23 protein-coding genes and 1 pseudogene are annotated in these 25,020 nt (G+C 56.4%); 11 read left to right on the forward strand and 13 right to left on the reverse strand.

The window, feature by feature from the left end:
• The first annotated feature begins 35 nt into the window (after positions 1-35).
• Positions 36-2,033 (forward strand): hypothetical protein, encoded by a 1,998-nt coding sequence (locus ACUTQ5_RS16850; protein ID WP_445652255.1) that lies wholly within the window; start codon positions 36-38, stop codon positions 2,031-2,033.
• A 59-nt stretch (positions 2,034-2,092) separates the two neighbouring features.
• On the opposite strand, the gene rpoH is transcribed toward ACUTQ5_RS16850, so the two are convergent.
• From rpoH to ftsY, 4 genes are all read right to left on the reverse strand, one after another.
• Complete coding sequence (gene rpoH / locus ACUTQ5_RS16855) at positions 2,093-2,950, reverse strand: RNA polymerase sigma factor RpoH (RefSeq protein WP_012004694.1); 858 nt, start codon at positions 2,948-2,950, stop codon at positions 2,093-2,095.
• Between the two features lie 316 nt (positions 2,951-3,266).
• On the reverse strand, positions 3,267-4,220 hold the full coding sequence (ftsX, locus tag ACUTQ5_RS16860) for a permease-like cell division protein FtsX (protein ID WP_445652182.1): 954 nt from the start codon (positions 4,218-4,220) through the stop codon (positions 3,267-3,269).
• Entirely contained in the window at positions 4,210-4,881 is a 672-nt protein-coding gene (ftsE, locus tag ACUTQ5_RS16865; protein ID WP_012004692.1) for a cell division ATP-binding protein FtsE, read from the reverse strand. The genes ftsX and ftsE overlap by 11 nt, the downstream gene beginning before the upstream one ends.
• A gap of 5 nt (positions 4,882-4,886) precedes the next feature.
• Positions 4,887-6,497 carry a signal recognition particle-docking protein FtsY gene (gene ftsY / locus ACUTQ5_RS16870; RefSeq protein ID WP_445652183.1) on the reverse strand — a complete coding sequence of 537 codons (1,611 nt, stop codon included), beginning with the start codon at positions 6,495-6,497 and terminating at the stop codon, positions 4,887-4,889.
• Between the two features lie 345 nt (positions 6,498-6,842).
• Between ftsY and rsmD the strand changes: the two genes are divergently transcribed.
• Positions 6,843-7,463: a 16S rRNA (guanine(966)-N(2))-methyltransferase gene (gene rsmD / locus ACUTQ5_RS16875; RefSeq protein WP_445652184.1), complete on the forward strand. Its 621-nt coding sequence runs from the start codon at positions 6,843-6,845 to the stop codon at positions 7,461-7,463.
• On the forward strand, positions 7,453-7,725 hold the full coding sequence (locus tag ACUTQ5_RS16880) for a DUF1145 family protein (protein WP_006317223.1): 273 nt from the start codon (positions 7,453-7,455) through the stop codon (positions 7,723-7,725). The genes rsmD and ACUTQ5_RS16880 overlap by 11 nt, the downstream gene beginning before the upstream one ends.
• Before the next feature lies 1 nt (position 7,726).
• On the opposite strand, the gene ACUTQ5_RS16885 is transcribed toward ACUTQ5_RS16880, so the two are convergent.
• Positions 7,727-8,092, reverse strand: coding sequence for a DUF2500 domain-containing protein (locus ACUTQ5_RS16885; protein ID WP_445652185.1), 366 nt, complete (start codon positions 8,090-8,092; stop codon positions 7,727-7,729).
• A 160-nt stretch (positions 8,093-8,252) separates the two neighbouring features.
• Here ACUTQ5_RS16885 and ACUTQ5_RS16890 point away from each other — a divergent pair, with 160 nt between their 5' ends.
• Positions 8,253-8,879: a lysoplasmalogenase gene (locus ACUTQ5_RS16890; protein WP_261152884.1), complete on the forward strand. Its 627-nt coding sequence runs from the start codon at positions 8,253-8,255 to the stop codon at positions 8,877-8,879.
• 37 nt (positions 8,880-8,916) lie between these two features.
• On the opposite strand, the gene ACUTQ5_RS16895 is transcribed toward ACUTQ5_RS16890, so the two are convergent.
• Both ACUTQ5_RS16895 and ACUTQ5_RS16900 read right to left on the reverse strand, forming a co-directional pair.
• Positions 8,917-9,294: an AprI/Inh family metalloprotease inhibitor gene (locus ACUTQ5_RS16895; RefSeq protein WP_445652186.1), complete on the reverse strand. Its 378-nt coding sequence runs from the start codon at positions 9,292-9,294 to the stop codon at positions 8,917-8,919.
• A 52-nt stretch (positions 9,295-9,346) separates the two neighbouring features.
• Entirely contained in the window at positions 9,347-10,810 is a 1,464-nt protein-coding gene (locus ACUTQ5_RS16900; RefSeq protein WP_445652187.1) for a serralysin family metalloprotease, read from the reverse strand.
• 614 nt (positions 10,811-11,424) lie between these two features.
• Between ACUTQ5_RS16900 and ACUTQ5_RS16905 the strand changes: the two genes are divergently transcribed.
• Positions 11,425-13,740 carry a zinc/cadmium/mercury/lead-transporting ATPase gene (locus ACUTQ5_RS16905; RefSeq protein ID WP_445652188.1) on the forward strand — a complete coding sequence of 772 codons (2,316 nt, stop codon included), beginning with the start codon at positions 11,425-11,427 and terminating at the stop codon, positions 13,738-13,740.
• A gap of 62 nt (positions 13,741-13,802) precedes the next feature.
• On the opposite strand, the gene tusA is transcribed toward ACUTQ5_RS16905, so the two are convergent.
• Complete coding sequence (gene tusA / locus ACUTQ5_RS16910; protein WP_445652189.1) at positions 13,803-14,048, reverse strand: sulfurtransferase TusA; 246 nt, start codon at positions 14,046-14,048, stop codon at positions 13,803-13,805.
• 487 nt (positions 14,049-14,535) lie between these two features.
• On the opposite strand from tusA, the gene ACUTQ5_RS16915 reads away from it, so the two are divergent.
• The 4 genes and pseudogenes from ACUTQ5_RS16915 (at position 14,536) to ACUTQ5_RS16930 (ending at position 16,069) form a co-directional block, all read left to right on the forward strand.
• Entirely contained in the window at positions 14,536-15,201 is a 666-nt protein-coding gene (locus tag ACUTQ5_RS16915; protein WP_445652190.1) for a 7-cyano-7-deazaguanine/7-aminomethyl-7-deazaguanine transporter, read from the forward strand.
• Between the two features lie 3 nt (positions 15,202-15,204).
• Positions 15,205-15,333 (forward strand): hypothetical protein, encoded by a 129-nt coding sequence (locus ACUTQ5_RS16920; protein WP_445652191.1) that lies wholly within the window; start codon positions 15,205-15,207, stop codon positions 15,331-15,333.
• Positions 15,327-15,425: pseudogene (locus ACUTQ5_RS16925) on the forward strand (GNAT family N-acetyltransferase); the annotation flags it as partial. The gene ACUTQ5_RS16920 and the pseudogene ACUTQ5_RS16925, both read left to right, overlap by 7 nt.
• A gap of 80 nt (positions 15,426-15,505) precedes the next feature.
• On the forward strand, positions 15,506-16,069 hold the full coding sequence (locus ACUTQ5_RS16930) for a DcrB family lipoprotein (protein WP_445652192.1): 564 nt from the start codon (positions 15,506-15,508) through the stop codon (positions 16,067-16,069).
• A 47-nt stretch (positions 16,070-16,116) separates the two neighbouring features.
• On the opposite strand, the gene glpC is transcribed toward ACUTQ5_RS16930, so the two are convergent.
• The 3 genes from glpC to glpA are packed head-to-tail and all read right to left on the reverse strand — an operon-like array spanning position 16,117 to position 20,217.
• Positions 16,117-17,316 (reverse strand): anaerobic glycerol-3-phosphate dehydrogenase subunit GlpC, encoded by a 1,200-nt coding sequence (gene glpC / locus ACUTQ5_RS16935; protein ID WP_445652193.1) that lies wholly within the window; start codon positions 17,314-17,316, stop codon positions 16,117-16,119.
• Positions 17,313-18,584 (reverse strand): glycerol-3-phosphate dehydrogenase subunit GlpB, encoded by a 1,272-nt coding sequence (gene glpB / locus ACUTQ5_RS16940; protein ID WP_445652256.1) that lies wholly within the window; start codon positions 18,582-18,584, stop codon positions 17,313-17,315. The genes glpC and glpB overlap by 4 nt, the downstream gene beginning before the upstream one ends.
• Complete coding sequence (gene glpA / locus ACUTQ5_RS16945; protein WP_445652194.1) at positions 18,574-20,217, reverse strand: anaerobic glycerol-3-phosphate dehydrogenase subunit A; 1,644 nt, start codon at positions 20,215-20,217, stop codon at positions 18,574-18,576. The genes glpB and glpA overlap by 11 nt, the downstream gene beginning before the upstream one ends.
• Before the next feature lie 365 nt (positions 20,218-20,582).
• Here glpA and glpT point away from each other — a divergent pair, with 365 nt between their 5' ends.
• Both glpT and glpQ read left to right on the forward strand, forming a co-directional pair.
• Positions 20,583-21,938: a glycerol-3-phosphate transporter gene (gene glpT / locus ACUTQ5_RS16950; protein WP_445652195.1), complete on the forward strand. Its 1,356-nt coding sequence runs from the start codon at positions 20,583-20,585 to the stop codon at positions 21,936-21,938.
• Between the two features lie 82 nt (positions 21,939-22,020).
• Positions 22,021-23,100 carry a glycerophosphodiester phosphodiesterase gene (gene glpQ / locus ACUTQ5_RS16955; RefSeq protein WP_153858711.1) on the forward strand — a complete coding sequence of 360 codons (1,080 nt, stop codon included), beginning with the start codon at positions 22,021-22,023 and terminating at the stop codon, positions 23,098-23,100.
• 35 nt (positions 23,101-23,135) lie between these two features.
• Here glpQ and yigL read toward each other — a convergent pair whose 3' ends face one another.
• Positions 23,136-23,936 (reverse strand): sugar/pyridoxal phosphate phosphatase YigL, encoded by an 801-nt coding sequence (yigL, locus tag ACUTQ5_RS16960; RefSeq protein WP_445652196.1) that lies wholly within the window; start codon positions 23,934-23,936, stop codon positions 23,136-23,138.
• A gap of 11 nt (positions 23,937-23,947) precedes the next feature.
• Entirely contained in the window at positions 23,948-24,985 is a 1,038-nt protein-coding gene (gene pldB, locus ACUTQ5_RS16965) for a lysophospholipase L2 (RefSeq protein ID WP_445652197.1), read from the reverse strand.
• Between the last annotated feature and the right edge of the window lie 35 nt (positions 24,986-25,020).

The following is a 25,020-nucleotide window of genomic DNA, read 5'->3' on the forward strand; positions in this document are numbered from 1 at the left end:
TTCCACTGGCGACCCTGATCGCCTCTGCGTTGGCGATGCCGATTAACGGCTACGCCTGCGGGCCGGATTTCCCTAACCGGTTGCTGGTCGATCGCAATGGCACGCTGCTGTATATGCCGGAAGGTAACTTTGCCTTTGAGGCTGGGCGCCTGGTCACCGTGGATAAACAGCTGCCGTTATGGAAAGCGCCACCCCCCCCCATGCCGCCGAAACCGATGCCGCAGTCGCCGGAAACCATCATCATCGGCAAAATGCGCGCTGCCAAAACGGTTGAAGAAGCCGATGCGGTCAATACTCAAGGGTTGTCTAACGCCACTCGCCTGTACCAACTGGGCGCAGTGGCCTTTGCCGGCCAGGATCCGCGTGCAGGCGAATACTTCCAGCAGGTATTGGCGCTACCCATTGCAGAGCAGGGCGATTGGGGGCTGCGAGCGCAATACTCACTCGGCCGACTGCTGATGGGCGATCGCGGCACGCCAGAGAACGAAAGTGGCGAACCGGCTGCGACGGTCAAACACCCGGCAAAACCACAGTTGGAGCAAGCGCTGACAGCTTTCCAGCAGGTGATTGAGCGAGTGAAAAGCGGCACGGCCGATCCGGATCAACTGGCGCTAAGCAGTCTCGGCCAGCAGGCGCGTATCCACCTGTGGCTCAATGACGTGACTCAAGCGGCGCGGCTGTATGCCCAACAGGCGGCGCAGGGGGATCAAGACGGCGGACGGTCGTTGCAGTACGTCTCCAGTTATCTGGTCAATCCTGATCACTTCGATACGCTAAAACAGGCAATTACCGATCCGCTGATCCAGCAGCTGGTGACCATTGAACTGTTCGCTCGCAGCAGTAATCTGCAAATGGCCGACACGGACGGCACCGGTAGCCGCTCAACTCAGATTATCAGCCAAATTCTGACGCTGTTGGACGCCTCGGTGAAAAGCGGCTTCAGCGGCAGCGACCGGTTGGCAGCATTGGCCTACCGCGCCGGGCAATATCCCATGGCGGCCAGCCTGCTGAAACACGCCGGTGACAGCGGCCTGGCCTGGTGGCTACGCGCCAAGATGGCGCTGCGTGACGGTGATGTTAAAACCGCGACCGCTAACTACGCCAAAGCGGCGGCCGCTTTCCCATCCAGTGAAAGCTGGGGCGAGCAGCGCAATGTCGACTTTGTACAAGAAACCATCGTGCCCGAATGTCGGGTTGCGGGTGAACAGGCGATCCTGGCGTTGGATCGCGGCGACTATCTGCAGGCAATGGATTTCCTGTATCGCGGTAAAGATATTTATTGGGCCGACGTCGCCGACGTGGCCGAACGGGTGCTGACCGCCGACGAGCTGAAAGGCTTTGTCGATAAGCATGCGCCAGCGCCCACTACGCCGCTCAAACCGGTCAATCCGGACGAGTACAGCGGTCAGCCACTGACGCCGGAGATACAGCTGCGCGAGCTGCTGGCGCGGCGACTGATGCGCGCCGGACGTCCTCAAGAGGCCATGGGCTATTTTGATATCCCTAACTATCGCCAAGTGGCGCAGCAGTACGCCGATACTCTGAAGACGGCACAGGATAAAACCGCCGACAAATTGGAGCGCGCCAAAGCCTATTATCAGGCGGCCACGCTACTGCGCACACAAGGGCTAACTTTCACCGGTTATGAGATGACGCCGGATTACGCGATTTATGACGCAGGTTATTCCTATCTGGGAGATGCGTTTGATACCCGCGAACTCAAACATAAGAGTTGGATCAGCGGCGCGGAGGCGGCACGGGCCAAAGCAGCGCTACCGCCACAGGACAATCGCTTCCTGCACTACCGTTGGCAAGCCGTCACCCTGGCCCAGCAGGCCGCCGATTTGCTGCCGCCAAAAAGCCAGGCCTATGCCGCCGTGCTGTGTAATGCCGCCGGTTGGGTGATCAAACGTGATGCAAAAACCGGTCAGGCACTGTATCAGCGCTATATCAACACCGGGTCTCGCTATCCCTGGGCCAACAAGTTTGGCTATAGCTGCCCAGCGCCAGACTTCGCAGCTGTTACGCTATAGCGCCGAATTTCAGGCACAAAAAAGCCCGGCTAGCCGGGCTTTTTAACGCTTACTCGAGATTAGGCTTCGATCGCCATTTTCAGTTTCTTCATGGCATTCTTTTCCAACTGACGAACACGCTCAGCGGAAACGCCATACTGATCGGCCAGCTCTTGCAGCGTGGACTTGTTATCGTCGTCCAGCCAACGGGCACGAATAATATGCTGGCTACGCTCGTCTAGCCCTTCCATCGCGTAGGCCAGTTTGTCTGCGGCGTTGCTTTCCCAGTTATCTTCTTCGATACCTTCGGCAAAGTCAGAGCTTTTATCCTGCAGGTACAGCACCGGCGCCATCGACTGGCCTTCACGGGCGTCGTCATCCGGCGTTGGATCGAAAGTCATATCCTGTGCCGCCATGCGGGATTCCATCTCGCGTACGTCCTTGCTGGTCACGCCCAGTTCACGGGCCACCAACTCCACCTCGTCCTGATTGAACCAGCCCAGACGCTGCTTGGTTTTACGCAGGTTAAAGAACAGCTTGCGCTGTGCCTTGGTAGTAGCAACTTTGACGATACGCCAGTTGCGCAGTACGTACTCGTGAATTTCTGCCTTGATCCAGTGCACCGCAAAGGAAACCAGGCGCACCCCAACCTCTGGGTTGAAGCGGCGAACAGCTTTCATCAAGCCGATATTACCTTCCTGGATCAGATCCGCCTGCGGCAGGCCATAACCAGAGTAATTCCGGGCAATATGAGCGACAAAGCGCAGGTGAGACAGGATCAGCTGCTTTGCGGCTTCCAGATCGCCCTGATAATGCAGCCGTTCAGCCAGCTCCCGCTCTTCCTCTGCCGTCAGCATCGGATAGGTGTTGGCGGCCCGGATATAGGCTTCCAAACTGCCCTGGGGCACTAAAGCTAAAGTTTGCATTTCTTTGGTCATTCAAACCCTCTCTTGAAAAAACAGGTCATGCAGGTGATTTATCACGGCGGGAAAATAATTGATTTTACGGCAGTTGCTATTGCAAAAGCGGTCCACACGCCGGGCACCATAACATTTTGCTGCAGATTTTGACCGTGTTCCGCCCTATTGGTTCACAGTTTTTCGATCATATTGTGCATGACAATACGTGACGAAGACTCAGGCCGATAGGGAATTTGTGCGCAAAGAAGAGACTGGATGGGGCTTGGATTGGTGCCGGTAGCTCTTCTCCCACAACACGCTCGGAGCAGCAGGAGAAGAGTATACCAAAAAAACTTTATTGTGGTGTAAATCGACGTAAATGTTGCACCGTCGCCAGCCAGGCGGCGATCCAGCCGATCATCGCGGAGACAATCAACAGCAACAAAGCCTCATCCCAACCCAGACCGTGCAGGGTAAAGGTAGTGCCAAACACCTTGGCCACGCCGGTGACCACCGACTCCAGACGCCACACCATCCCGCCGGATAACAGCAACGACAGCAATGCGCCAAAGAAGCCCAGCATGGCCCCGCCATTCAGGAACGGCCGCAGGATAAAGCCGTCGGTCGCACCGATCAGCTTCATCACGTTGATGGTGTCACGGCGGCTGAAGATGCTCAGCCGTACGCTGTTGCCGATCACCAGGAAGACCGCCACAATCATCAGCACGCCGATCATCGCAGCTACCTGGCCCACCAGCCCGGTCAGCGCCGCCAGGCGGGCAAACCAGCTGTCGTCCATTCTTACTTCATCCACACCCTGTACCGCGGCTACGCGATCGCGCAGAGTATTGAGGGTGTCGGAACTTTGGAAACTCATTTTAGGCGTGATGATAGCTACCGCCGGCAATGGGTTCTCTTCCAGCATATCCAGTGCGCCGCCAAAGCCGGACCAGTTGCGGAATTCGCCCCGGGCCTCTTCACGCGACAGATAATTCACTTTCTCGACGCCGGCTTCCGCCTTGATGGCGTCGAGCACTTTCACCGCCGCGTCGTCATCAAGGGATTTATCCAGATAAACCGTCAGCTGTGGGGTCGGGTACCATTGGGTAGCCGCAGTACTGACGTTTTTCCAGACGATGTAACACAGACTCGGCAGCGTCAGAGAAATAGCGATCACCATCACCGTCAACAACGTTGCCAACGGCTGGCGCAGCATATCCTTGATGGCATTCATCCAGGCATAACGCCATTGTTCACGCCAGCCACCGCGCAGCGCTTTGCTCTTGGCGGTTTTTGCGTTATTCGCCATGATGCGCTCCTCCAGCCATACGACCCTGGCTCAGACGCAGAGTGCGGTAATTGCGACGGGCAATCAGCCCGGTGTCATGGGTGGCCATCAGCACGGTCACACCAACACGGTTAAATTCTTCAAACAGACGCAGGATGCCTTCCGACAGCGCATCGTCCAGGTTACCGGTTGGCTCATCCGCCAGCAGCACCGCCGGTTTGTTCACCACCGCACGGGCAATACCCACGCGCTGCTGCTCACCACCGGAAAGCTGGATTGGGAAGTTTTTCGCCTTATCCAGCAGCCCGACCTTGTCCAGCGCGGCGGAAACGCGGCGACGGATGTCCTCGGTACTGGCACCGGCGATAATCAGCGGCATCGCCACGTTGTCATACACCGTACGATCCAGCAGCAGATGGTGATCCTGGAAAATCATGCCGATCTGACGACGCAGGAACGGCACCTCACTGTTTCTCAGGCGACTGATGTCGTGACCACCAAACCAGATATGGCCGGCGCTCGGCCGTTCTATGCCACAAATCAGTTTCAGCAGGGTACTTTTACCCGCGCCGGAATGGCCGGTCAGAAACGCCATCTCTGCCGGGCGCAGATGGAAATCAACCCCCTGCAGGGCCTGCCGTCCGCCCAGATAAGCTTTACTGACCTGTTCAAAGCGAATCATCCGTATTAATCCTCTCGGGCAAAAAGTGCCTCAATAAAATCGTCAGCCTTAAACGGCCGCAAATCTTCGATGCCTTCCCCAACGCCGATATAGCGAATCGGGATAGCGAACTGATCGGCAATGGCGAAGATCACCCCGCCCTTGGCGGTACCGTCCAGTTTAGTCAGTGTGATACCGGTTAAGCCTACGGCTTCATTAAATAATTTCGCCTGGCTGACAGCATTCTGCCCGGTGCTGGCATCAAGAATCAGCATAACCTCATGGGGGGCCTGGTCGTCCAGTTTTTTCATGACGCGGACGATTTTCTTCAGCTCTTCCATCAGGTGCGCTTTATTCTGCAGACGCCCGGCGGTATCGGCCAGCAGTACGTCGATGCCACGAGCCTTGGCGGCCTGTACCGCGTCAAAAATCACCGAAGCGGAGTCTGCCCCGGTATGCTGCGCGATCACCGGGATCCGGTTACGTTCACCCCATACCTGCAGTTGTTCCACCGCCGCCGCACGGAAGGTATCCCCCGCCGCCAGCATCACCGATTTGCCTTCCGCCTGGAACTGGCGGGCCAGCTTGCCGATGGTGGTGGTTTTACCCACGCCGTTCACGCCAACCATCAAAATGACATACGGGTTTTTACCGCCAACATCCAGCGGCTGATCAACTTTAGCCAGAATTTCGGACATTTCCTCCTTCAGCTTGCCGTACAGCGCCTCGGCGTCTTTCAACTGCTTGCGGCTGGCATGCTGAGTCAGAGAGGTAATGATTTTACGCGTGGTTTCCACGCCGACATCGGCAATCAGCAGCTGCTCTTCCAGCTCTTCAAAAAGATCGTCGTCGATTTTCTTGCCGCGGAACAGACCGATAAAACCGGAACCCAGATTCTGTTTGGTTTTCACCAGGCTGCGTTTCAGGCGGGCGAAGAAACCTTCTTTAGTTGGGCGTTCCTGCTCCTGAGTCACCGCAGGGGCCGGCAGTTCAAATTGTTGTTCTTCAATCTCTTCAATAATGGCCGGAGCGACGATAATCGGCTCCAGCGCCACACTGGCCGGCAGAGGCTCTGGTTCTGACTCTGGCGTAATGACCTCAGGTTCAGGCTCGATCGCTTCCGCTTCTGGCACAATAACCGGTTCTGGCGCAGGCTCGATAACAGGCTGCTGCGCAATCACTTCCGGTTCAGGTTCGATAACCGCTGCTGGCTCGGGTACGACAACCACTTCCGGCTCAATCAGGGTCACCGTTTCAGGTTCGATAACGGCAACCGACTCGGCAATCTCTTCCTCTGTCACCGACTGCTGTTCTGCCGCCACCTGTTCGGTGATAGTAACAATCTCTTCCGCCAGCGCTTCAGCCGCTGCTGGGTGCTCGGCAACCACCGGCACGCTTTCTGCGATATGCTCGCCGGTCAGGCTGCCGTCCCATTCTCCCGGGGTTTCTACGGAGGCGGCAGGTTCAGATTCCTGGGCGGGGAGCTGGTCATCGAGCTTGGGTGCAACCGGTTCAGCCGGGGTCTCCACGGCCTGATGTTCCGCCGGTTCTACCGCCGTCTCAGGTTGCTGTTGCTCTTCTTCCTTCTGGCCGAAGCCCAACCAGGAGAAAAACCCGCGTTTCTTATCTTTTGCCATGTTATGACTCTACTCCGTACCGAAGGCTTGCTTTCCCTTCATACTTGAAAACGCCTCTGCGTTGGCTGCCAGCATTCCCCCCAGTCACTTACCTGAGTAAGCTCTTGGGGACTCACGCTGTTGCCGTCTTGATGCATCTTCAATTATTTTGGGTATATGCTGACAATAATTCGCCGAGTCTATCACTTTCCCTCGCCCAGCAACACGCATCCGGTATGCTTTCCACGGTGAAATCAGGCAACAAAGTTTTAACGTTTCCCCCGGCGCGTCTCACCGGTAGAATAGAGGCAACTTTTCGTTAACTTGTGCGGCCTTCACCGCCCCAAACAGAAATAAACCAATCCTATGACAAGAATATCGCCACGGGCGTCGGCAAAAAAACCGCCTCAGGCTGCGGCTGGGCAGATCCGTATTATCGGCGGCCAATGGCGCGGAAGGAAACTGCCAGTGCCCAATAGCCCTGGGCTACGTCCCACTACCGATCGCGTCCGTGAAACCCTGTTTAACTGGCTGGCACCGGTGATCCAGGGCGCACGTTGCCTGGACTGTTTCGCCGGTAGCGGTGCACTCGGCCTGGAAGCGCTGTCCCGCTATGCCGGTAGCGTTACGCTGTTGGAGTTTGAACGCCCGGTGGCGCAGCAGTTGGAAAAGAATCTGGCGCTGCTGCAAGGCAAAGGCCATGTGGTCAATACCAACGCACTGAGCTGGCTGGCGAAAAATGCCCAACCGTTTGACGTGGTGTTCCTCGATCCGCCTTTTCGCAAAGGGCTGCTGGCGGAAACCGTCACGCTGCTGGAACAACAGGGCTGGCTGGCCGATGAAGCCTGGATCTACATAGAGGCCGAAGCCGAAAACGCCGCCACCGACGTCCCGGCCAACTGGCAGCTACACCGTGAAAAAGTCGCCGGTCAGGTGGCTTACCGTCTTTATATCCGTTCTCAAGAGAAAACCGACAATGCTGATTAATCTGGGTCGCCTGCTGATGCTGTGCGTATGGGGCTTTCTGCTCTCCAATCTGTTTCACCCTTTTCCCAAGCCGCTGAAGTACTTCATCGACGTGGCGCTGTTCTTTATGGTGGTGATGCACGGGTTACAACTGGTGCTGCTGAAATCCACGCAACCGAAAGATCAGCCGATAAGCTACTGGCAGGAAGCCAAGATCTTCATCTTTGGCGTCTTCGAACTGCTGGCCTGGCAGAAAAAGCAGCCGCCAATCAAAAGAAAATAGCTTAGTGCGGCGCCGGCTGAGCGGTGAATGACACAAAACGCGTGCCCTGCACCATCAACATGCCCTGCGCACCTTTCTCTATCGGGTTGTATTGCTGCTGTTTCAGCCGCAGGGTGATGTCCTCTCCCCCACGCTGCGGGTGGAACACCACTTCATAGCGCATTACCTCATTGACGATATGCTCGCGCTGGCGTGAACGGTTATTTGAGGCAGGGAATTCACGCTTCTCGCTCACCGTAACCTGCAGGCTGCGAACCGGCGCGCGGTCATTTTCCGCCTCAGATCGGCGCTGGTTGAAATAGCGCTGCGTGGCCAGTACGGCGATCAGTGCTATCACGGCGATAAAAAACAGCGGCGGTTTGCTCATCTCTATTTCCATTCCCTTCGCGGTTAAATCAGCGTAAACATAGCATTCTCAAGAAAGCGTTGTCGATTACAGGCCTACTGCCTACACTGCAAGCAGGAAGTGACACTGGTGACAATTTGGAGCCGGAGGCTGTGGCTCCCATAATGAATAAGGAAGACATATGAGTTGGCCGTTCCTTGCCGTATTCTTTTCCGGTTGGCTGTTCGTCGACGCCTCCTACCGTGGGCCGCGCTGGCAACGTTGGGTATTTAAACCTGTTACCCTGCTGTTGCTGTTATTGCTGGCCTGGCAAGCGCCGGTATTGGGTGCGGCAGGCTATCTGATCGTTCTCGGCCTGTTGGCGACGCTGATCGGCGACGCTCTGTTGCTGCTGCCGCGTGAACGCGTGCTGTACGCCATCGGCGCATTTTTCCTCTCGAGCCTGCTGTATACCCTGAGCTTCGCCAGCCAGATGACCTTCAGTCTGTTTTGGCCACTGCCACTGGCGCTGCTGGTGATTGGCGTGCTGTTGCTGGCGACCATCTGGACCCGGCTGGAAGAAATGCGCTGGCCGATTGCCACCCTGGTCGCGATGACGCTGCTAATGGTGTGGCTGGCAGGGGAGCAGTACTTTATGCGCAGCACCGATTTCGGTTTCTCGCTGCTGGCGGGGACCTCACTGCTGTTGCTGGCCAATGTTATTTGGCTGCTTAATCGCTATCGCTTTAGCTTCCGCGCGGCCGATGCGCTGGTGGCCTTCTGCTATTTCTCCGGCCACTTCCTGATTGTCCGTTCGCTGTACCTGTAGTGACTCAGGGCGGGTTCGGCTGCCGAACCCGCTGCTACTAAGCCAGAGCCTTGAGAGTCAAACCGTCATCGGCACCACGCTGGTTACGATAAACGTCCCCATCCCGCGAAAAGAACGCCAGCGTGCTGCCGTCTGCCTGCAATAAAGCAATGCCATCCGGTGCCGGGCGCCAGCCGACCACCTCAGCCGTTAAAACTTTTTTCAGGCAATTTTGCCGATCAATCAATTGATAGCCGTTGGTTGCCCTCTGTTCGCTGGCCAAAAATTCAATCTGGCATTGCTGCTGCGCATCGGCAACTTGCCATTGACCCGCCAGAGACTGCGCGGAAGGAAGAACCAAACTGCTGGCCATAGCTGCCCCCGTTACCATCATATTTCCCGCCATTATGGCGGCGCATGCCAAGCTGCCCTTCATATCGGCTCCCGCATAAAGCCCGGCCAGAATGCGCCGGGCGTTACCTTCACTGTTACACGATGAAATCAGTGGTGACGTCTACCTGACCCACGATCTTCACCAGGAAGTCCGGTGCCTGATGGCCACCGATATTCAGCGCCAAATCGCTGACATTATTCGAAGCATCATAAGTCAGTAACGCTTCACCCACAGAGCCGCTGAAATGATCGACGAAGTGAATTTGGTCACCGCTCTGCTTGCCCTGATTAAAGAACGACAGATCGATTTTATCAGTGCCTTTCTGGAAATCCTTGATCACGTCGGAAGCGCCCGGCGTAGAATCGCTGACCGCTGAAAAGACAAAGATATCCTTGCCTGCACCGCCCCACAGCTCATCCACCCCGCCGCCACCGAACAGTACGTCGTTGCCCACGCCGCCCTTCAGCACGTTGTTGGCTGCGTTGCCAACAAGCACGTCATTACCCGAACCGCCGATGGCGTTCTCAATGGTCACACCCGCCGCGATAGACACGTTGCCTTTCAGCCCGCCGACATCGGAGAAGGACTTCTCGTTCAGGTTGATACGCTGGTTGGCGGTGTAACCAGAGAAATCGAAGGTGTCGTTACCGCCCGCATCCCATGCTGCAAAGATCACTTTCTGCGAGTTGCTGGTGGTGCTGAGGAAGTCACGACCGGTATTGGAGTTGAAGCCATACACTGTGTCACCGGTGCGGGTAGACAGGTTGGCGCCATACAGATGCTGAATGGCAGCAATGTCATCCAGCAATGGTGCTGCCGCGTAGTGCCCACCGTTGTCACCACCGGTGTTGGTTTCACTCCAGTAGCTCATCAGGCTGAACTCGCGGGTATCTTCGGCATAGGTAACGTCATTGTAGGTTGGGTTGCCTTCCCCGGCGTTGTATTCACCTGGGTGGCTCAGGCCGAGCGCATGGCCAATCTCGTGGGTAAACGTCTGGCGGCCATAGTCTTCACTGGCCGGATGTTTGATGTTGGACTGGTTGACGTTGTACCAGGTCTGGCCACCCAGATCCTGGCCCTGATAGATAGTATTCGGCAGAAAAGCGTAGGCCTGCGTACCATAGTCATAATGGCCAGGACGATCCTGACTATAGTTGCCGAAGGTGATATTGGCCTTTTGGCCGGCGGCAACTTCAGTGAAGGTAAGATTGGCCACGTCAGACCAGGATTGCAGCGACAGTTTGGCCTGCTGTTGCTGTTCCGCGCTGAACTTGCTCAGCCCGGTATCGCCGGCGACGTTGGTGGAAGAGAACTTATAGTCCGGGAATGAGAAAGTTAATTTAGCCGGCTGGCCAAAAACTTTATAACCATTCCAGGTTTGGTTCTCACGGGTAATAAACAGCCCAGCTTGTTCGTTAGAAAATGAGTCCTTGCCATTAACCTGAATCCCGTTGCCACGCTCGTGATAATGCAGCAGATCGTCTACAGCATTGTAGCCGGAGCCAGTAGTTGCGAGACTTGATTCAGTAACTTCAATTGCCTTTTTAGTAGATTGCATTGGTTCGATTCCACTCATTAGCTGATCGTTATCAATCAGTCAGATAGACATAACCTGCCTGCCAGCCACGGAGAACGATCCGCCAGCTAACGGGCAGGGACTTATGCGCCGTTACCGGCAGTGTGTTAGATAGAATTAATGCATATATATCAGCAAATAAGATTACCTCTATAAACGGTAATCGATTCCAATTATAGGCAGGTGCGCAAAACTGCACATAAAATAATCATCTATATATTTTCATAACGAAGGAGAGTTATGCTGGTTTTTGGCGATAATTACAATCTAAATGAAACCTGAAAGTCACAAGTTAGCAACAAACTTCAACAAAAATGCGGCCTACAGATACAAGCGGATCGTGCTGGCATTTAGCCCCCTAAAAGTTAAATTTAGCTAAAGAGTTATATATTAATAACTCTTTATTATTAGCCGACGGGACTTTTAAGTTTCTAAGGGAATAGCCATTTATTTTCTCGTCTAACGGCCTTGCGCCACCCGCGATAGCGCCTGCCTCACAGTTAGTAATTATTCTCATCCACTGCTTGACTCTGGAGTTGGCTCCAGGGTGTAGAGTCTGCCCAATGAACTTCATTAACGGCCCGGAGGGGGACGCTATGACCAACCATGAAAACCATAATCATCAGGAACATCACCACGCGGAAGGCAGCTGCGGTTGCAACCACAGCCACAGCAAAACCCAGCACGGTTGCAGCAGTGCAAAACAAAACGCCGACAGCCATGCCGATCATGCCCATACGCACGATCATGGTGCCGGCGGGTGCAGCGCTGACGATCACGAGGATCCGGATGAGGAAAGCGACAGGCTAGCCGCCGCCCCTCTCTCCGGCAGCCAGCGCTACAGTTGGAAAGTCACCGGCATGGATTGCCCAAGCTGTGCCAAAAAAATTGAGAATGCGGTAACCGCGCTCCCGGGCGTCGACAACGCTCGCGTGTTGTTCGCCACGGAAAAACTGGTGGTCGATGCGCAATCCGATATCAGCCTGCGTATTCAGGACGCGGTGAAACAAGCCGGTTTTACCCTGCTCGGCACCCAGTCCACCCAAGCCGAGCAGCCAAAAACATCGCGCCTCGGCGAGTTTGGGCCACTGCTGCTGCTCACCACGCTGATGATCGTCAGTTGGGCGCTCAGCATGGTCGACCCTGAACTGAGCCGTATTTCCTTTATCGCCACTACGCTGGTGGGTCTGGCTCCGGTTGCCACCAAAGCAGTACGCCTGATCCGCTCCGGCACGCCGTTTGCCATCGAAACCCTGATGAGCGTGGCAGCCATTGGCGCGCTGTTTATCGGTGCCACCGCCGAGGCGGCGATGGTGCTGCTGCTGTTTATGGTCGGCGAGGTGCTGGAGTCCTACGCGGCCAACCGTGCACGCCGTGGCGTGAAGGCGCTGATGGAGCTGGTGCCGGAAGATGCCCTGCTGCTGCAGGGAACGGAGCGCAAGCGCGTACCGGTCGCCAGCCTGCGCCCCGGTGATGTGATTGAAATCGCCCCCGGTGGCCGCCTGCCGGCCGATGCCGAACTGCTCAATCCGTTTGCCAGCTTCGACGAAAGCGCCCTGACCGGCGAGTCGGTGCCGGTCGAGCGTCAGCAGGGCCAGAAAGTTGCCGCAGGCAGTTTGTCGGTCGATCAAGCCGCGCAGATGAAGGTGGTTTCCGAGCCGGGCAAAAACGCCATCGACCGTATCTTGCAACTGATTGAAGAAGCCGAAGAGCGCCGTGCGCCGATCGAACGCTTCCTTGACCGTTTCAGCCGTTACTACACCCCAGCCATCATGTTGTTGGCCATCGCGGTGATCCTGGTGCCGCCGTTGCTGTATTCACAACCTTGGGATACCTGGATTTATCGCGGTCTGACCCTGCTGTTGATCGGTTGTCCTTGTGCCCTGGTGATCTCTACCCCGGCAGCGATCACTTCCGGGCTTGCAGCCGCCACCCGTCGCGGGGCGTTGATCAAAGGTGGTGCGGCGCTGGAACAATTGGGTCAAGTGCAAACTATCGCCTTTGATAAAACCGGTACGCTGACGGAAGGTAAACCGACGGTGACCGATGTACTGCCGCTCAACGGCATCAGCGAACAACAATTGCTGACCCTCGCCGCCGCCGTAGAGGCCGGTTCCCATCACCCACTGGCGCAAGCGATTATCAACCGGGCCGAGCAGTATGGCGTCCCTCTGCCACTGGCACAGGGCCGCCGCGCCCTGGCGGGCGTTGGGGTAGAGGGTGTTATCGACGGAAAAACCTTCCTGATCAGTGCGCCGGCCAAGTTAGCTGCAGGCCTGCTCAGTCAGCAAGGTGCCAATCAGGTAGAACGTCTGGAAAACGCCGGTAAAACGGCGGTGGTGGTGCTGGAAGACGGTGCCCCGATTGGCCTGTTGGCGCTGCGCGACACGCTGCGTAGCGATGCCAAACTGGCGATTGCCGAACTGAAAGCGCTGGGGATCAACGGGGTCATGCTAACCGGTGATAACCCGCGTGCAGCGGCGGCGATTGCCACTGAGCTGGGGTTGGATTACCGCGCCGGGCTGCTGCCGGAAGATAAAGTGAAGGCGGTAACCGAACTGAGTGAACTGCGCCCAACGGCAATGATCGGCGACGGTATCAATGATGCACCGGCGATGAAAGCCTCCAGCATTGGTATCGCGATGGGCAGCGGCACCGACGTAGCGCTGGAAACCGCCGACGCAGCACTGACCCACAACCGGCTGGTTGGCGTGGCGGAAATGATCCGCATATCACGCGCGACACACACCAATATTCGGCAGAACATCACCATTGCGTTGGGGCTGAAAGGAGTATTTCTGATCACCACCCTGCTGGGCCTGACCGGGCTGTGGCTGGCGGTGCTGGCTGACTCCGGTGCTACCGCACTGGTCACCGCCAACGCCCTGCGGCTGCTGAAAAAGCGCGCTTAGGTTATCAAATGCCCCAGGGAGCCGAATCGGTACCCTGGGGTGAGATAACGCCAGTACCGCGTTTAGACGCCCTTGCGGAGTAAGTAACGGTAAGGCGCGGTGTCGGTTTCCTGCGCCACCAACGTATGTTCCATAAAGCGGCAGAACCCCGGAATGTCGCGGGTAGTCGCCGGATCGTCGGCGATGATCAGCAGAGTTTCACCGTTATCCATATGGCGCACGGTTTTGCGCACCATCATTACCGGTTCAGGACAACGCAGCCCCATCGCATCAAGCGTCTGGTCGGCTTGGGCAAATAAGTCAGTCATGCAATTTTTCTCGGTCGAAAACGATCGGCGAACGCTCGCCACATCTCATTGGCGCATAGTTTACGCCAGTAGTTTTTCTGCGCAAGATGCGTTAACGTTTGCGTTAAAAGAGGCTGCGTCTCCCTATGAAATGTGGTGCCGTCACTGCCCCCAACTGCCGTTATCACGGCAGAGGGTGCAGCCCATAGTGGGGCCTATGGGCAAACCTGACAACACAGAGAACGGTTGTTGGGGGCGTGACCTTTCAGGCTGGGGCCAAATCACAGTGCTGCTGCGTTATTCGCCGCTTATTTGGCCCACCAAACCTCGCGACTCACGCCTTGCTGCACTGTGATTTGACCTCCAGCGGCCCTCACGTTTCATAGGGAGACACAGCCTAACCATTGCATTGGTTGCGCAAACGCGTATCATGCGGCCGCGACGCTTATTTCGCGGCGTAGACAAGACATTTTGGGTTCCCTCACCCCATTATTAAAAAGGCTACAACATGTATTCGTTTACTGCTCGGCAGCGCCTGACCGCGTTGGTCTGGCTATCGCTATTCCATATTGTCATCATTACCTCCAGTAACTACCTGGTGCAGTTGCCGATGTCCATTTTCGGCTTTCATACCACCTGGGGAGCTTTCACCTTTCCGTTTATCTTCCTGGCGACCGATCTGACGGTGCGTATTTTTGGCGCTCCGCTGGCACGACGCATTATTCTTTTGGTGATGGTACCGGCGTTGTTCATTTCGTACGTGATCTCCACCGTGACCTATCAGGGCGAATGGCAGGGCTTTGCCGCACTGGGCAGCTTTAATCTGTTTGTCGCCCGTATCGCCGTCGCCAGCTTTATGGCTTATGTGCTCGGTCAGATCCTCGACGTCCACGTTTTCAATCGTCTGCGTCAGCGCAGCGCCTGGTGGGTGGCTCCTGCAGCCGCCATGTTCCTCGGCAATATCAGCGATACCCTGTCGTTCTTCTTTATTGCGTTCTACAAGAGTAGCGACGCCTTTATGGCTAACAACTGGGTTGAAATCGCGCTGGTGGATTACAGCTTCAAGGTGCTGATCTGCCTGTTGTTCTTCCTGCCGATGTACGGCGTACTGCTGAATATGCTGCTTAAGCGCATTGCCGCACGCCAGGACGACGGCAGCCTGCAACCAGGCTGACCCGTGTTATTATTGGCGGCCTGCACCCATCCGGAGGCCGCCATGACCATCAACATCCGCCACGCCACCCTCGAAGAAATTCACCGCCTGTACCAACAAACCCTCAAATTCGACAACCTGCAGTGCTGCTGATGATGCTCATCAGCCATCACTCTCGGATTGTTCAACTGGAAAAGAAAGGCGAAGTGGCTGATTATCGGCTATTACTTGAAAAAACCTTGTGACAACATCTGCCTTGCATTTCAACCTTGAATAGGTTGCGATACGTGAGAGACCCCCTACCTGAAAGGAAGAAGGAAGCCCAATGCGTAAAGTAGCAAAATTGATGGGTATCAGCCTGTTAGTGCTTGGCCTGACGGCCTGTGACGGCGACACCAAAGACACCAAGGCATCGGCAGGAGATGCCGCAGCCAGCGCCCCAGCCGGGCAACAGGTAAGCTTGCTGGATGGCAAGCTGGCGTTCACCCTGCCAGCGGGCATGGCGGACCAAAGCGGCAAGCTGGGTAATCAGGCGAACAACATGCACGTTTACGCCGACAGTACCGGCCAGCGCGCGCTGATCGTGATCCTCGGCGACAAGACTGCCGACAGCCTGGAAACCCTGAGCAAGCGTCTGGAAGATACCCAGCGCTCACGCGACGCCAACCTGCAGGTGATCACCAACAAAGCCATAGACGTTAACGGTGTTCCGCTACGTCAGTTGGACAGCATCATCACCAGCGGCGGTGAGAAAGCCTACTCCTCTATCCTGATCGGCACGCTGGACAACAACATGCTGACTATTCAGGTGACGCTGCCGGCGGATAACCAGCAGCAGGCGCAGAGCGAGGCCGAAGGCATCATCAACACGCTGAAACTGAAAAAGTAAACTTTTACTGACTCAGCCTATAGGGCGCAGTTCACACTGCTGCGCCCTCAAGCCAATGCCTGCGCCAGCAGGGTGATCGGATGTTCGCAGCGCTTGCTGGTCGACATCTCGATTTGCCATTTGCAGGTTTCGCAGTCCGTCACCACCAAATCGACCCCGCTCTCCTCTATCTGGCGGAACAGCGACGCCCCAATCCCCTGCGAAGTCTCATAGTTCTCCGATTTAAAACCATAGGTGCCGGCAATACCGCAGCACTGCGAATCCAGCACCACCAGTTCCAACCCCGGTATCTGCCGTAACAGCTCCAGCGTATAGGCGGTCCAGCCCATTTTTTCCATATGGCATGGCGTATGATAAGCCACCCGCAACGGCGTGTGCTTCAGCGGCAACTGACGCCCTTGATTGATCAGGCGGTAAAGGTAGCGCGTCGCCAGCTCCACGCGTTCACGCACCGCCGAGGTGTCCACGTCCAGCAGGTGTGGGTACTCGTCACGCAGGGTAAAAGTACAGCTCGAGGAGGTCGCCACTACCGGGATCCCCCGCTCCAGTACCGTCTCGTGCAGCGATTCGGCGTTAACCTTAGCCTGTTTTTTTGCCTGGGCAATAAAGCCGTTGGCGATCAGCGGTACACCGCAGCATTTCTCCCGCTTGAGCAACTGCACGCCGATGTCCATCGCATTGAACACCTTGATCAGATCCTTGCCCAGTTGCGGATGGTTGTAATTGACGAAGCAGCCGTGGAAGAACGCCACCTGATCGGCATAACGCTGCTGGGCCTGCGCCTGCTGACGGTACCAGCGGCGGAAGGTACCAAACGAGTACTTTGGCAATTCACGCCGATGGTCAATTTTCAGCGCCTTGTCGAGCAGGGCACGCACCGGTTTAAGCCCGGTAGCGGCATTAACAATCGGCGCAAACGGCGTCGACAACGAGCCCATGAGATCGGTATGGCTGAGGATAGCGTCACGCAGCGTGGGCTTGGTCTGGGCAAAGTCGGCACGGGCACGCTGAATGATGTCGCCGATTTTGACGTCGGACGGGCAGGCCACCTCACAGCGTTTGCAGTTGGTGCAATACTTCAGCGCCTCATCATACAGCGCCGGATCCTTCAGTCGCAGGCGCTCGCCGTCCGGCCCCGCCTGTTTTGGCCCTGGATAGAGCGGATTCACCTTGGCCACCGGACAATAGGTAGTGCAGACGGTACATTTGATACAGTTTTCAAAACTATTATCTTTGTGCAGGCTCATGGACGCTCCTCCTGTGCCGCAATCTGTTGCGCGACGTACAGCGCCCCAAGCAGCGAAACACCCGCACCACAGCCCTGCTGCAGGGGATCATAGCCGCCGGTCACTGCGCCGATGGCATACAGGTTGCTCAATGGCTCCCCCTGCCTTAAGGCACGCAGCCGGTTATCGGTACGTACGCCAAATTGCAAATAGGGCTGCGGAGCAAATAGATTGCGATGGCTCCAGTCTGCGCGATCCGCACGACTGTCGACATCCAGCCCAAATACCGGTTCACGTATACCGTCAAGATCCGCCACCAGCCCGTTATTGAAGAAACTACCGCTGGCCAGCACCACCTGCTGCGCCAGCAGCGGGATATCGGTATGGTTGCGGGTATAGAGGCCAGTGACTTGCCCGGCGTCAATATCTGCCCGCAGCACGCTGTCACCCGGCATAAAAACGCCGCCCAGCTGCTGCAGACGCGAACGCAGCGCCTGATGCAGGCGCATACCCAGAACCGAAGGCGGCAACGTCGGTAACAGCAGAATCGGTTTACCCAGCGCCGCCTGCAACGCGGCCAGTGCGCTATCATCTTCCAGCCCCAGACAGGCGGGCAGAAAAATCGCCTCGGCATCAGCGGCCAGCCGACGCATTTCTTCCGCCACCGGCGTCAGGTTTTCCGGCAGGTCCAGCACTCTGGCGATATTCACCGCCCGGAACTCACTGGGGTTGTTGCGCAGCCGATCCAGCGCCGGCAAGTGCATATAAGCGACTTCAGCCTTGATACCCAAGGTTTGCGTCAGGGAACTGGCGGCCAACTGCGGCTGAAAATCCAAAAATCCTTCAATGCCGATCACTGCAATATTTTTCCACGGCAGTTCGCCGTCCAACGGCGTGACCGGAATAGCCTGTGGACTAAGCCAGGTAGCCCGGCGCGTACCCAGCGGAGTCACTCGCAGATGATTACGTTCACTGCTGCCCTGCAGGCTCAAACCACAACGTTGCAACAGCAGGGCCGCGTCATCCGACAGTCCGGCTACCCTTTCAGCGCCCATCAGCGAATAAGGATGCTGTGGTGCCTGTAGCGCAAGTGCCGGTAGCGCCATCAACGGTGATTCCACCGGGGTGCCATCGGGCAACTGCGCCAGCAGATCAAGCGATCCGGATGAAAAATAGAGTGCGCTTTGGCCAGAACTGACCACGGCGCAGCGCTTGCCCTGTTCCGCCAGCCTGATAGCGCAGGTCATGCCTGCCAGTCCGCCGCCAATCACCACTACGTCAAATCGCATCATCGGCCTCCTGATCCCCTCGGGCATCGAGCCCGCACAATCCTTGGTAAACCCAGCTGGTAAACTCACTTTCACGTAGCGCATCGCCCCAGGCGATCGGTCTCACCCCTTTCCAACGCTCGTTAAGGAAATGCGATAGCTGATCGATAGACTGCTGCGGGGTAGTGACGTTAAAACGCGTCAACAGCCCGGCGGCACGGCAGGCGCAGAGCTCCCCCTGGCAGGTGCCCATGCCGACACGGGTACGGCGGCGTAGATCGAGCAGGTTATTGACGGTGAGGGAGTTCACCGCATAACGCACTTCACCGGCGGTGACCGCTTCACATTCGCACACCAGGCTGTTATCCAGCCGATCGCCGGCCGGTACCTGACTGGCCCTGTCGCCGTGGCGATAAACCGCCGAGCCGCGAATGCTGGCAGGCAGGGAAACCACGCTGCGCACCGTTTCTTCCGCCGACTGACGGGAGCCGGGCAAGGCTTCCTGCGCGGTGGTACAGGGGCTATCCAACCTGAGCTTTTCACACACTTTATCGGTCGCCCACTGCGCCATCAGCCGGTAGGTCATCAACTTGCCGCCGGTAATGGTGATAAAGCCTTCCAGGCCGTCGCGGCTGGCATGATCGAGCAGCACGATGCCACGGCTGACGTTGCGGCCGCTGGGGTCGTCGTCACTGGCTACCAGTGGCCGCACACCGGCATAGGCTCGCAGAATACGCGTCTGCGCCAGCTCCGGCGCCAGCAGCGCCCCCTCGCGGATCAGAATGTCCACTTCCTGCGGCGTCACCAGCATGTTGTCGATCTGGTCATAATCAATATGGGTTGAGGTGGTGCCAATCACCGAGATGGTGTCGCCCGGCACCAAAATATCGGCGTCCGCCGGTTTGCGGCAGCGATTGATCACCATGTTGTTGATGCGATGGCCGAGGATCAACAGCGCGCCCTTGGCCGGGAACATACGAATGCGCAGATCGGCATATTCCGCAATCTGCTGGCCCCAGATGCCCGCGGCATTGACGACCACTTCGGCATGAATATCGTAGCGCTGCGCAGATTGATGGTCGAAAACACGCACTCCGGTTACACGATCGCCAGCGCGAAGTAAACCGACCACCTGATGATAGGTGAGGATCTGCGCACCGTGCTCTCGGGCATCGAGCATATTGGCGGTTGTGAGACGGAAGGGATCGACAGTGCCGTCCGGCACGCGAACCGCGCCGATCAGCGCCGGATTGGCCGCTGGCTCCAGACGCAGCGCCAACTGTGGGTCAATCGCTTCGGCGTTGATACCGGCACTGTGGCAGGAGGCAATAAACTGTTGTTGGTAGGCCAGAGAATCCTGCGGCAGCGTAATAAACAGCCCATCGGTACGCTCGATGCAATGGTACGCAATGCGCTTGAGGATTTGGTTTTCTTCTATGCATTCACGCGCCGACTCGCCGTCGGTCACCGCATAGCGTGCTCCACTGTGCAGCAGCCCGTGGTTGCGCCCAGTGGCACCGGTAGCGATATCGTGACGCTCCAGCAGTATACAACGCAGGCCTCGGCGCGCGCAGTCACGAGCAATGCCCGCACCGGTCGCACCACCGCCAATGATGATCACATCCGTTTCGTTATCCGATGAATGGCTGCTCATGAGACTCTCTCAGAATCTGTAGTTATTCACCTATTGAGCCACATTCATTGGGGGCTTTGTTTGATAAGGAACAATAACGAACTCAAAACGAAAACCAAATGTCCACAAAAAACCATGAATGTGATCATAATCACGATTTTCAGGCGTTTTTCTATTTCATAACGTTAACGAATCGCTCAAAATCCGCCGGTGTTTCATAAAAGTGTAACAAATGCGCCATTCATCACAGCGACACCAGGCTGATTTGACTAGGATGACGCTCGTTATGGAACAAAAAAACACCACATTCGATATCCGCTCAATCATCAAATGAACGTAAAAGATCATATTGATGTGATAACTAGATAAAGCCATCGGAGGCGCTCATGTTGAGTATTTTTAAGCCGGCAGCACACATTTCCCGTGTGCCGGTCGACAAAGTCGACCCGCTGTACCGTAAATTGCGCTGGCAAATTTTTATGGGGATTTTCTTCGGTTATGCCGCCTACTACCTGGTGCGCAAGAACTTCACCCTGGCCATGCCTTACCTGATCGACCAGGGCTTCAGCCGCGGCGACCTCGGTTTCGCCCTGTCCGGTATTTCCATCGCCTACGGTTTTTCCAAATTCATCATGGGGTCGGTTTCTGACCGCTCCAACCCACGCGTGTTCCTGCCCGCCGGCCTGATCCTGGCTGCTGCGGTGATGCTGTTCATGGGCTTCGTGCCATGGGCGACTTCGAGCATCGCGGTCATGTTCGTGCTGCTGTTCCTGTGCGGTTGGTTCCAGGGGATGGGCTGGCCGCCATGTGGTCGTACCATGGTGCACTGGTGGTCGCAGAAAGAGCGCGGCAGCATCGTTTCGGTCTGGAACTGCGCCCATAACGTGGGTGGCGGTTTGCCGCCACTGCTGTTCCTGCTGGGCATGGCCTGGTTCAACGACTGGCATGCAGCGCTGTATATGCCGGCCTTCGGCGCCATCCTGGTTGCTCTGATCGCCTTCGCCCTGATGCGTGATACCCCGCAATCCTGTGGCCTGCCGCCGATCGAAGAATACAAAAACGATTACCCGGACGACTACAGCGAGAAAGCGGAAGAAGAGCTGACGGCCAAGCAGATCTTCATGCAGTACATCCTGCCGAACAAACTGCTGTGGTACATCGCCGTAGCCAACGTGTTCGTTTATCTGCTGCGTTACGGCATTCTGGACTGGTCACCGACCTACCTGAAAGAAGTGAAACACTTCGCGCTGGACAAGTCTTCATGGGCTTACTTCCTGTACGAGTATGCCGGTATTCCGGGCACCCTACTGTGCGGCTGGATGTCGGACAAGGTGTTCAAGGGTAACCGTGGTGCCACCGGTGTGTTCTTCATGACGCTGGTGACCATTGCCACCGTCGTTTACTGGCTGAACCCGGTCGGTAATCCTGGCATCGATATGGCCTGTATGATCACCATCGGTTTCCTGATTTACGGCCCGGTGATGCTGATCGGTCTGCACGCACTGGAACTGGCGCCGAAGAAAGCCGCCGGCACCGCCGCAGGCTTCACCGGTCTGTTCGGTTACCTGGGCGGCTCTGTTGCAGCCAGCGCCATCGTCGGCTACACCGTTGACTACTTCGGTTGGGACGGCGGTTTTATGGTGATGATTGGCGGTAGCATCGGTGCGGTTGTGCTGTTGTTGCTGACCATGCTGAGCGAGAAAAAACACCACGCGGAAATCGCTGCCAACAAACGCGGTTAAGCGTCATACAACTTTCGCATTATTTAAAGGCCGCGCTGCGGCCTTTTTATTACCTGGCACCTACAACATGGAGAACAACAATATGCGGACTCAAGTCAAAGCCCTGCTAACAGGGATTATCCTGGCCACCTCAATGGTCAGCGCTGCACAGGCTGCCGACAAGGTGGTGATCGCCCACCGTGGCGCCAGCGGCTATCTGCCGGAACACACGCTGCCGGCGAAGGCTATGGCCTACGCGCAGGGTGCAGACTTCCTCGAGCAGGATCTGGTGATGACCAAGGACAACGAGCTGGTGGTGTTGCATGACCACTATCTCGATCGCGTCACCGACGTAGCCGAACGTTTCCCGGACCGCGCACGCAAAGACGGCCGCTATTACGCCATCGACTTTACCTTGCCGGAAATCAAATCGCTGAAGTTCACCGAAGGCTTCGAGATTGAAAACGGTAAAAAAGTGCAGGGTTACCCTGGCCGCTTCCCGATGGGTAAATCCGATTTCCGCGTCCATACCTTCCAGGAAGAGATCGAGTTTGTGCAGGGTCTGAACCATTCAACCGGCAAGAACATCGGTATTTACCCGGAAATCAAAGCGCCATGGTTCCACAAGCAGGAAGGCAAGGATATTTCCAGCAAGGTGCTGGCGGTGCTGAAGCAGTACGGTTATACCGGCAAGGGTGACAACGTTTATCTGCAATGCTTCGACGCCAACGAGTTGAAGCGGATTAAAACCGAGCTAGAGCCGAAGATGGGCATGGATCTGAAGCTGGTCCAACTGATTGCCTATAACAAATGGCAGGAAACCTATGAGCAGAAGGCCGATGGCAAATGGGTGGAATATGACTATGACTGGATGTTCAAGCCGGGTGCGATGAAACAAATCGCCCAGTATGCCGATGGCATTGGGCCGGACTACCACATGCTGGTGGTGGCTGAGAAATCCAAACCGGGCAAGGTGGTACTGACCGATATGGTGAAAGAAGCCCATGCCAACAAGCTGGCGGTGCATCCCTTCACCATCCGTGCAGACGCACTGCCGGACTACGTTACCGACGTAAATCAGCTGTATGACGTGATTTACAATCAGGCAGGCGTTGACGGCGTGTTCACCGATTTCCCTGACAAGGGCGTGCAATTCCTGCAAAAGCAGAACCAGCACAAGTAATACCGTTCGGGGCGCCGCAAGGCGCCCTGTTCATATCAACCCAGGAACATCTTGCGCAGATAATGCGGCACCGCGTCATCGACATTGGAGCCAATCACTTCCAGCTCCGGCAGCTTGTCTTTCAGGCGCTGATGCGCGTCGCGCATGATGCAACCCTTGCCAGCCATCGACAGCATTTCCAGGTCATTCATGCCGTCGCCGAAGGCAATGCTCTCTTTCAGCGTATAGCCGATGATCTTGGCTACTTCTTCCAGCGCATGGCCTTTTGACACACCACCGGCCATCACTTCCAGACAAGTTGGGAACGAGAAACTGACGTTAACCCGATCTCCCCAACGCGCATTGATGGCATCTTCCAGCGGCAACAGCTTTTCATGATCGTCACAGGTGAAGTACACCTTGCACACGCCGTCGGTTTCCAACAGGCCCGGTTCGAACAACTGGTACTGGAAAATCGATTCCTGGAAAAACTCTTTCTGTTCAGGGCTTTCGCGGTTGATGTACCAGTCGTCGTTGCGGTAGACGTTGGTGGTGATGTCCGGATCGTTATGCAGCATACCGTAGAGATCGCGGGCAATGTCTTCGGCCAGGTTGTGGCTGAAAATCAACTCACCGTCAGTGTTATGCACGCGAGCGCCGTTGGAGGTGATCATAAAGGCGCTGATCTCGAGGTTATCGCGGATCTGCGCAACGTCGATGTGATGACGGCCGGTAGCAAAGACAAAATGTACGCCACGCTGGGTCAACAGCTTCAGTGTCTCTTTGGCGTAAGGTGACAGGGTGTGGTCGGGTGACAGCAGCGTGCCATCTAAATCGGAAGCGACGACGTGATACATAGCGGTAATTTCTAACCTCTAATGGTGTAGTCGGCGGTAGGGGTACCGCCTAAGTGTTGAGCAAAGAAACGCAGGATTGCGCTCAGTGCTTCGGCGCGCATCGCGTCCCGCTCAAACAGGATCTCATGCCGTGCGCCTTCGATAACCTGCGGTTTTCCCCCTTCACAGGGATGTCCCGCTTCTGACAATGCCTGACAAAAAGCCTGATGAGAACGGTTGTCGACCACCCGATCCTCACCGGCCTGCAATAATAATAGCGGCGTGGTGATTTTAGCCGCTTGGGCGATGATCTCTCGTCCGGCCTGCAGGCTTTCCCGTACCCAGTGGTAGGTTGGCCCTCCCACCTGCAACTCGGGATAATCGGCGTAATAACGCAAACAGCGACGGTAGCGCTCACGGCTGTGGGTCAACACGTTGACCACGTAAGGTAGCGGTCGCCACTGACCGGTCCCTATCGCATAGTAATCGCGCACCCTCGGGTGCTTCTCCGTCCAGTTCAGAATGCGGTTGGCCATCCAGCCTGGCATCGGCAAATAAATGCCGAACATCGGTGCACAGAACGCAGCAGCGTCAAATGCTTGTGGCTGGCAGGCCAGAAACTGCGCCAGGATCGCACCGCCCATCGAGTGAGCCAACGCAAAGTGTTGCCGGTAACCCAGTGGCACCACTTCCTGCTGATAAAACTGGGCAAAGTCGTCGACGTAATCGGCAAAGTTTATCACATGACCGCGGTGCTTATCAGCCAGCAAACGGCCGGAACGGCCTTGCCCGCGATGATCCAAAATCATCACGTCATAGCCGCAATGGAACAGATCGTAGGCAATCTCGGGGTATTTAATATAACTTTCGATACGACCGGGACTTACCACCACCACCCGCTGATGGCGAGGGGAACTGAAACGCACAAAACGGATGGGGACGCCGCCGACCCCGCTGAACTCACCCTCCTCACGCTGCCGCCAAAAGTCCAGCAGCGGTCCCGTGGCGAAAGCAGCAAACTGCTTTTCACGCGTTAACCAATCATCAGTGCTGAGAGTAAACGACGTCATCAAGTGCTTTTCCCTGAGCTACCAGTGGCAAAAAT

The sequence above is a fragment of the Serratia sp. NA_112.1 genome, from assembly GCF_052691715.1.

Coding starts and splice junctions, on each gene's coding strand:
- ACUTQ5_RS16850 (WP_445652255.1), top strand. CDS start 36: ATGCCGATTAACGGCTACGCCTGCGGGCCGGATTTCCCTAACCGGTTG.
- rpoH (WP_012004694.1), bottom strand. CDS start 2,950: ATGACCAAAGAAATGCAAACTTTAGCTTTAGTGCCCCAGGGCAGTTTG.
- ftsX (WP_445652182.1), bottom strand. CDS start 4,220: ATGGCGAATAACGCAAAAACCGCCAAGAGCAAAGCGCTGCGCGGTGGC.
- ftsE (WP_012004692.1), bottom strand. CDS start 4,881: ATGATTCGCTTTGAACAGGTCAGTAAAGCTTATCTGGGCGGACGGCAG.
- ftsY (WP_445652183.1), bottom strand. CDS start 6,497: ATGGCAAAAGATAAGAAACGCGGGTTTTTCTCCTGGTTGGGCTTCGGC.
- rsmD (WP_445652184.1), top strand. CDS start 6,843: ATGACAAGAATATCGCCACGGGCGTCGGCAAAAAAACCGCCTCAGGCT.
- ACUTQ5_RS16880 (WP_006317223.1), top strand. CDS start 7,453: ATGCTGATTAATCTGGGTCGCCTGCTGATGCTGTGCGTATGGGGCTTT.
- ACUTQ5_RS16885 (WP_445652185.1), bottom strand. CDS start 8,092: ATGAGCAAACCGCCGCTGTTTTTTATCGCCGTGATAGCACTGATCGCC.
- ACUTQ5_RS16890 (WP_261152884.1), top strand. CDS start 8,253: ATGAGTTGGCCGTTCCTTGCCGTATTCTTTTCCGGTTGGCTGTTCGTC.
- ACUTQ5_RS16895 (WP_445652186.1), bottom strand. CDS start 9,294: ATGAAGGGCAGCTTGGCATGCGCCGCCATAATGGCGGGAAATATGATG.
- ACUTQ5_RS16900 (WP_445652187.1), bottom strand. CDS start 10,810: ATGCAATCTACTAAAAAGGCAATTGAAGTTACTGAATCAAGTCTCGCA.
- ACUTQ5_RS16905 (WP_445652188.1), top strand. CDS start 11,425: ATGACCAACCATGAAAACCATAATCATCAGGAACATCACCACGCGGAA.
- tusA (WP_445652189.1), bottom strand. CDS start 14,048: ATGACTGACTTATTTGCCCAAGCCGACCAGACGCTTGATGCGATGGGG.
- ACUTQ5_RS16915 (WP_445652190.1), top strand. CDS start 14,536: ATGTATTCGTTTACTGCTCGGCAGCGCCTGACCGCGTTGGTCTGGCTA.
- ACUTQ5_RS16930 (WP_445652192.1), top strand. CDS start 15,506: ATGCGTAAAGTAGCAAAATTGATGGGTATCAGCCTGTTAGTGCTTGGC.
- glpC (WP_445652193.1), bottom strand. CDS start 17,316: ATGAGCCTGCACAAAGATAATAGTTTTGAAAACTGTATCAAATGTACC.
- glpB (WP_445652256.1), bottom strand. CDS start 18,584: ATGCGATTTGACGTAGTGGTGATTGGCGGCGGACTGGCAGGCATGACC.
- glpA (WP_445652194.1), bottom strand. CDS start 20,217: ATGAGCAGCCATTCATCGGATAACGAAACGGATGTGATCATCATTGGC.
- glpT (WP_445652195.1), top strand. CDS start 20,583: ATGTTGAGTATTTTTAAGCCGGCAGCACACATTTCCCGTGTGCCGGTC.
- glpQ (WP_153858711.1), top strand. CDS start 22,021: ATGCGGACTCAAGTCAAAGCCCTGCTAACAGGGATTATCCTGGCCACC.
- yigL (WP_445652196.1), bottom strand. CDS start 23,936: ATGTATCACGTCGTCGCTTCCGATTTAGATGGCACGCTGCTGTCACCC.
- pldB (WP_445652197.1), bottom strand. CDS start 24,985: ATGACGTCGTTTACTCTCAGCACTGATGATTGGTTAACGCGTGAAAAG.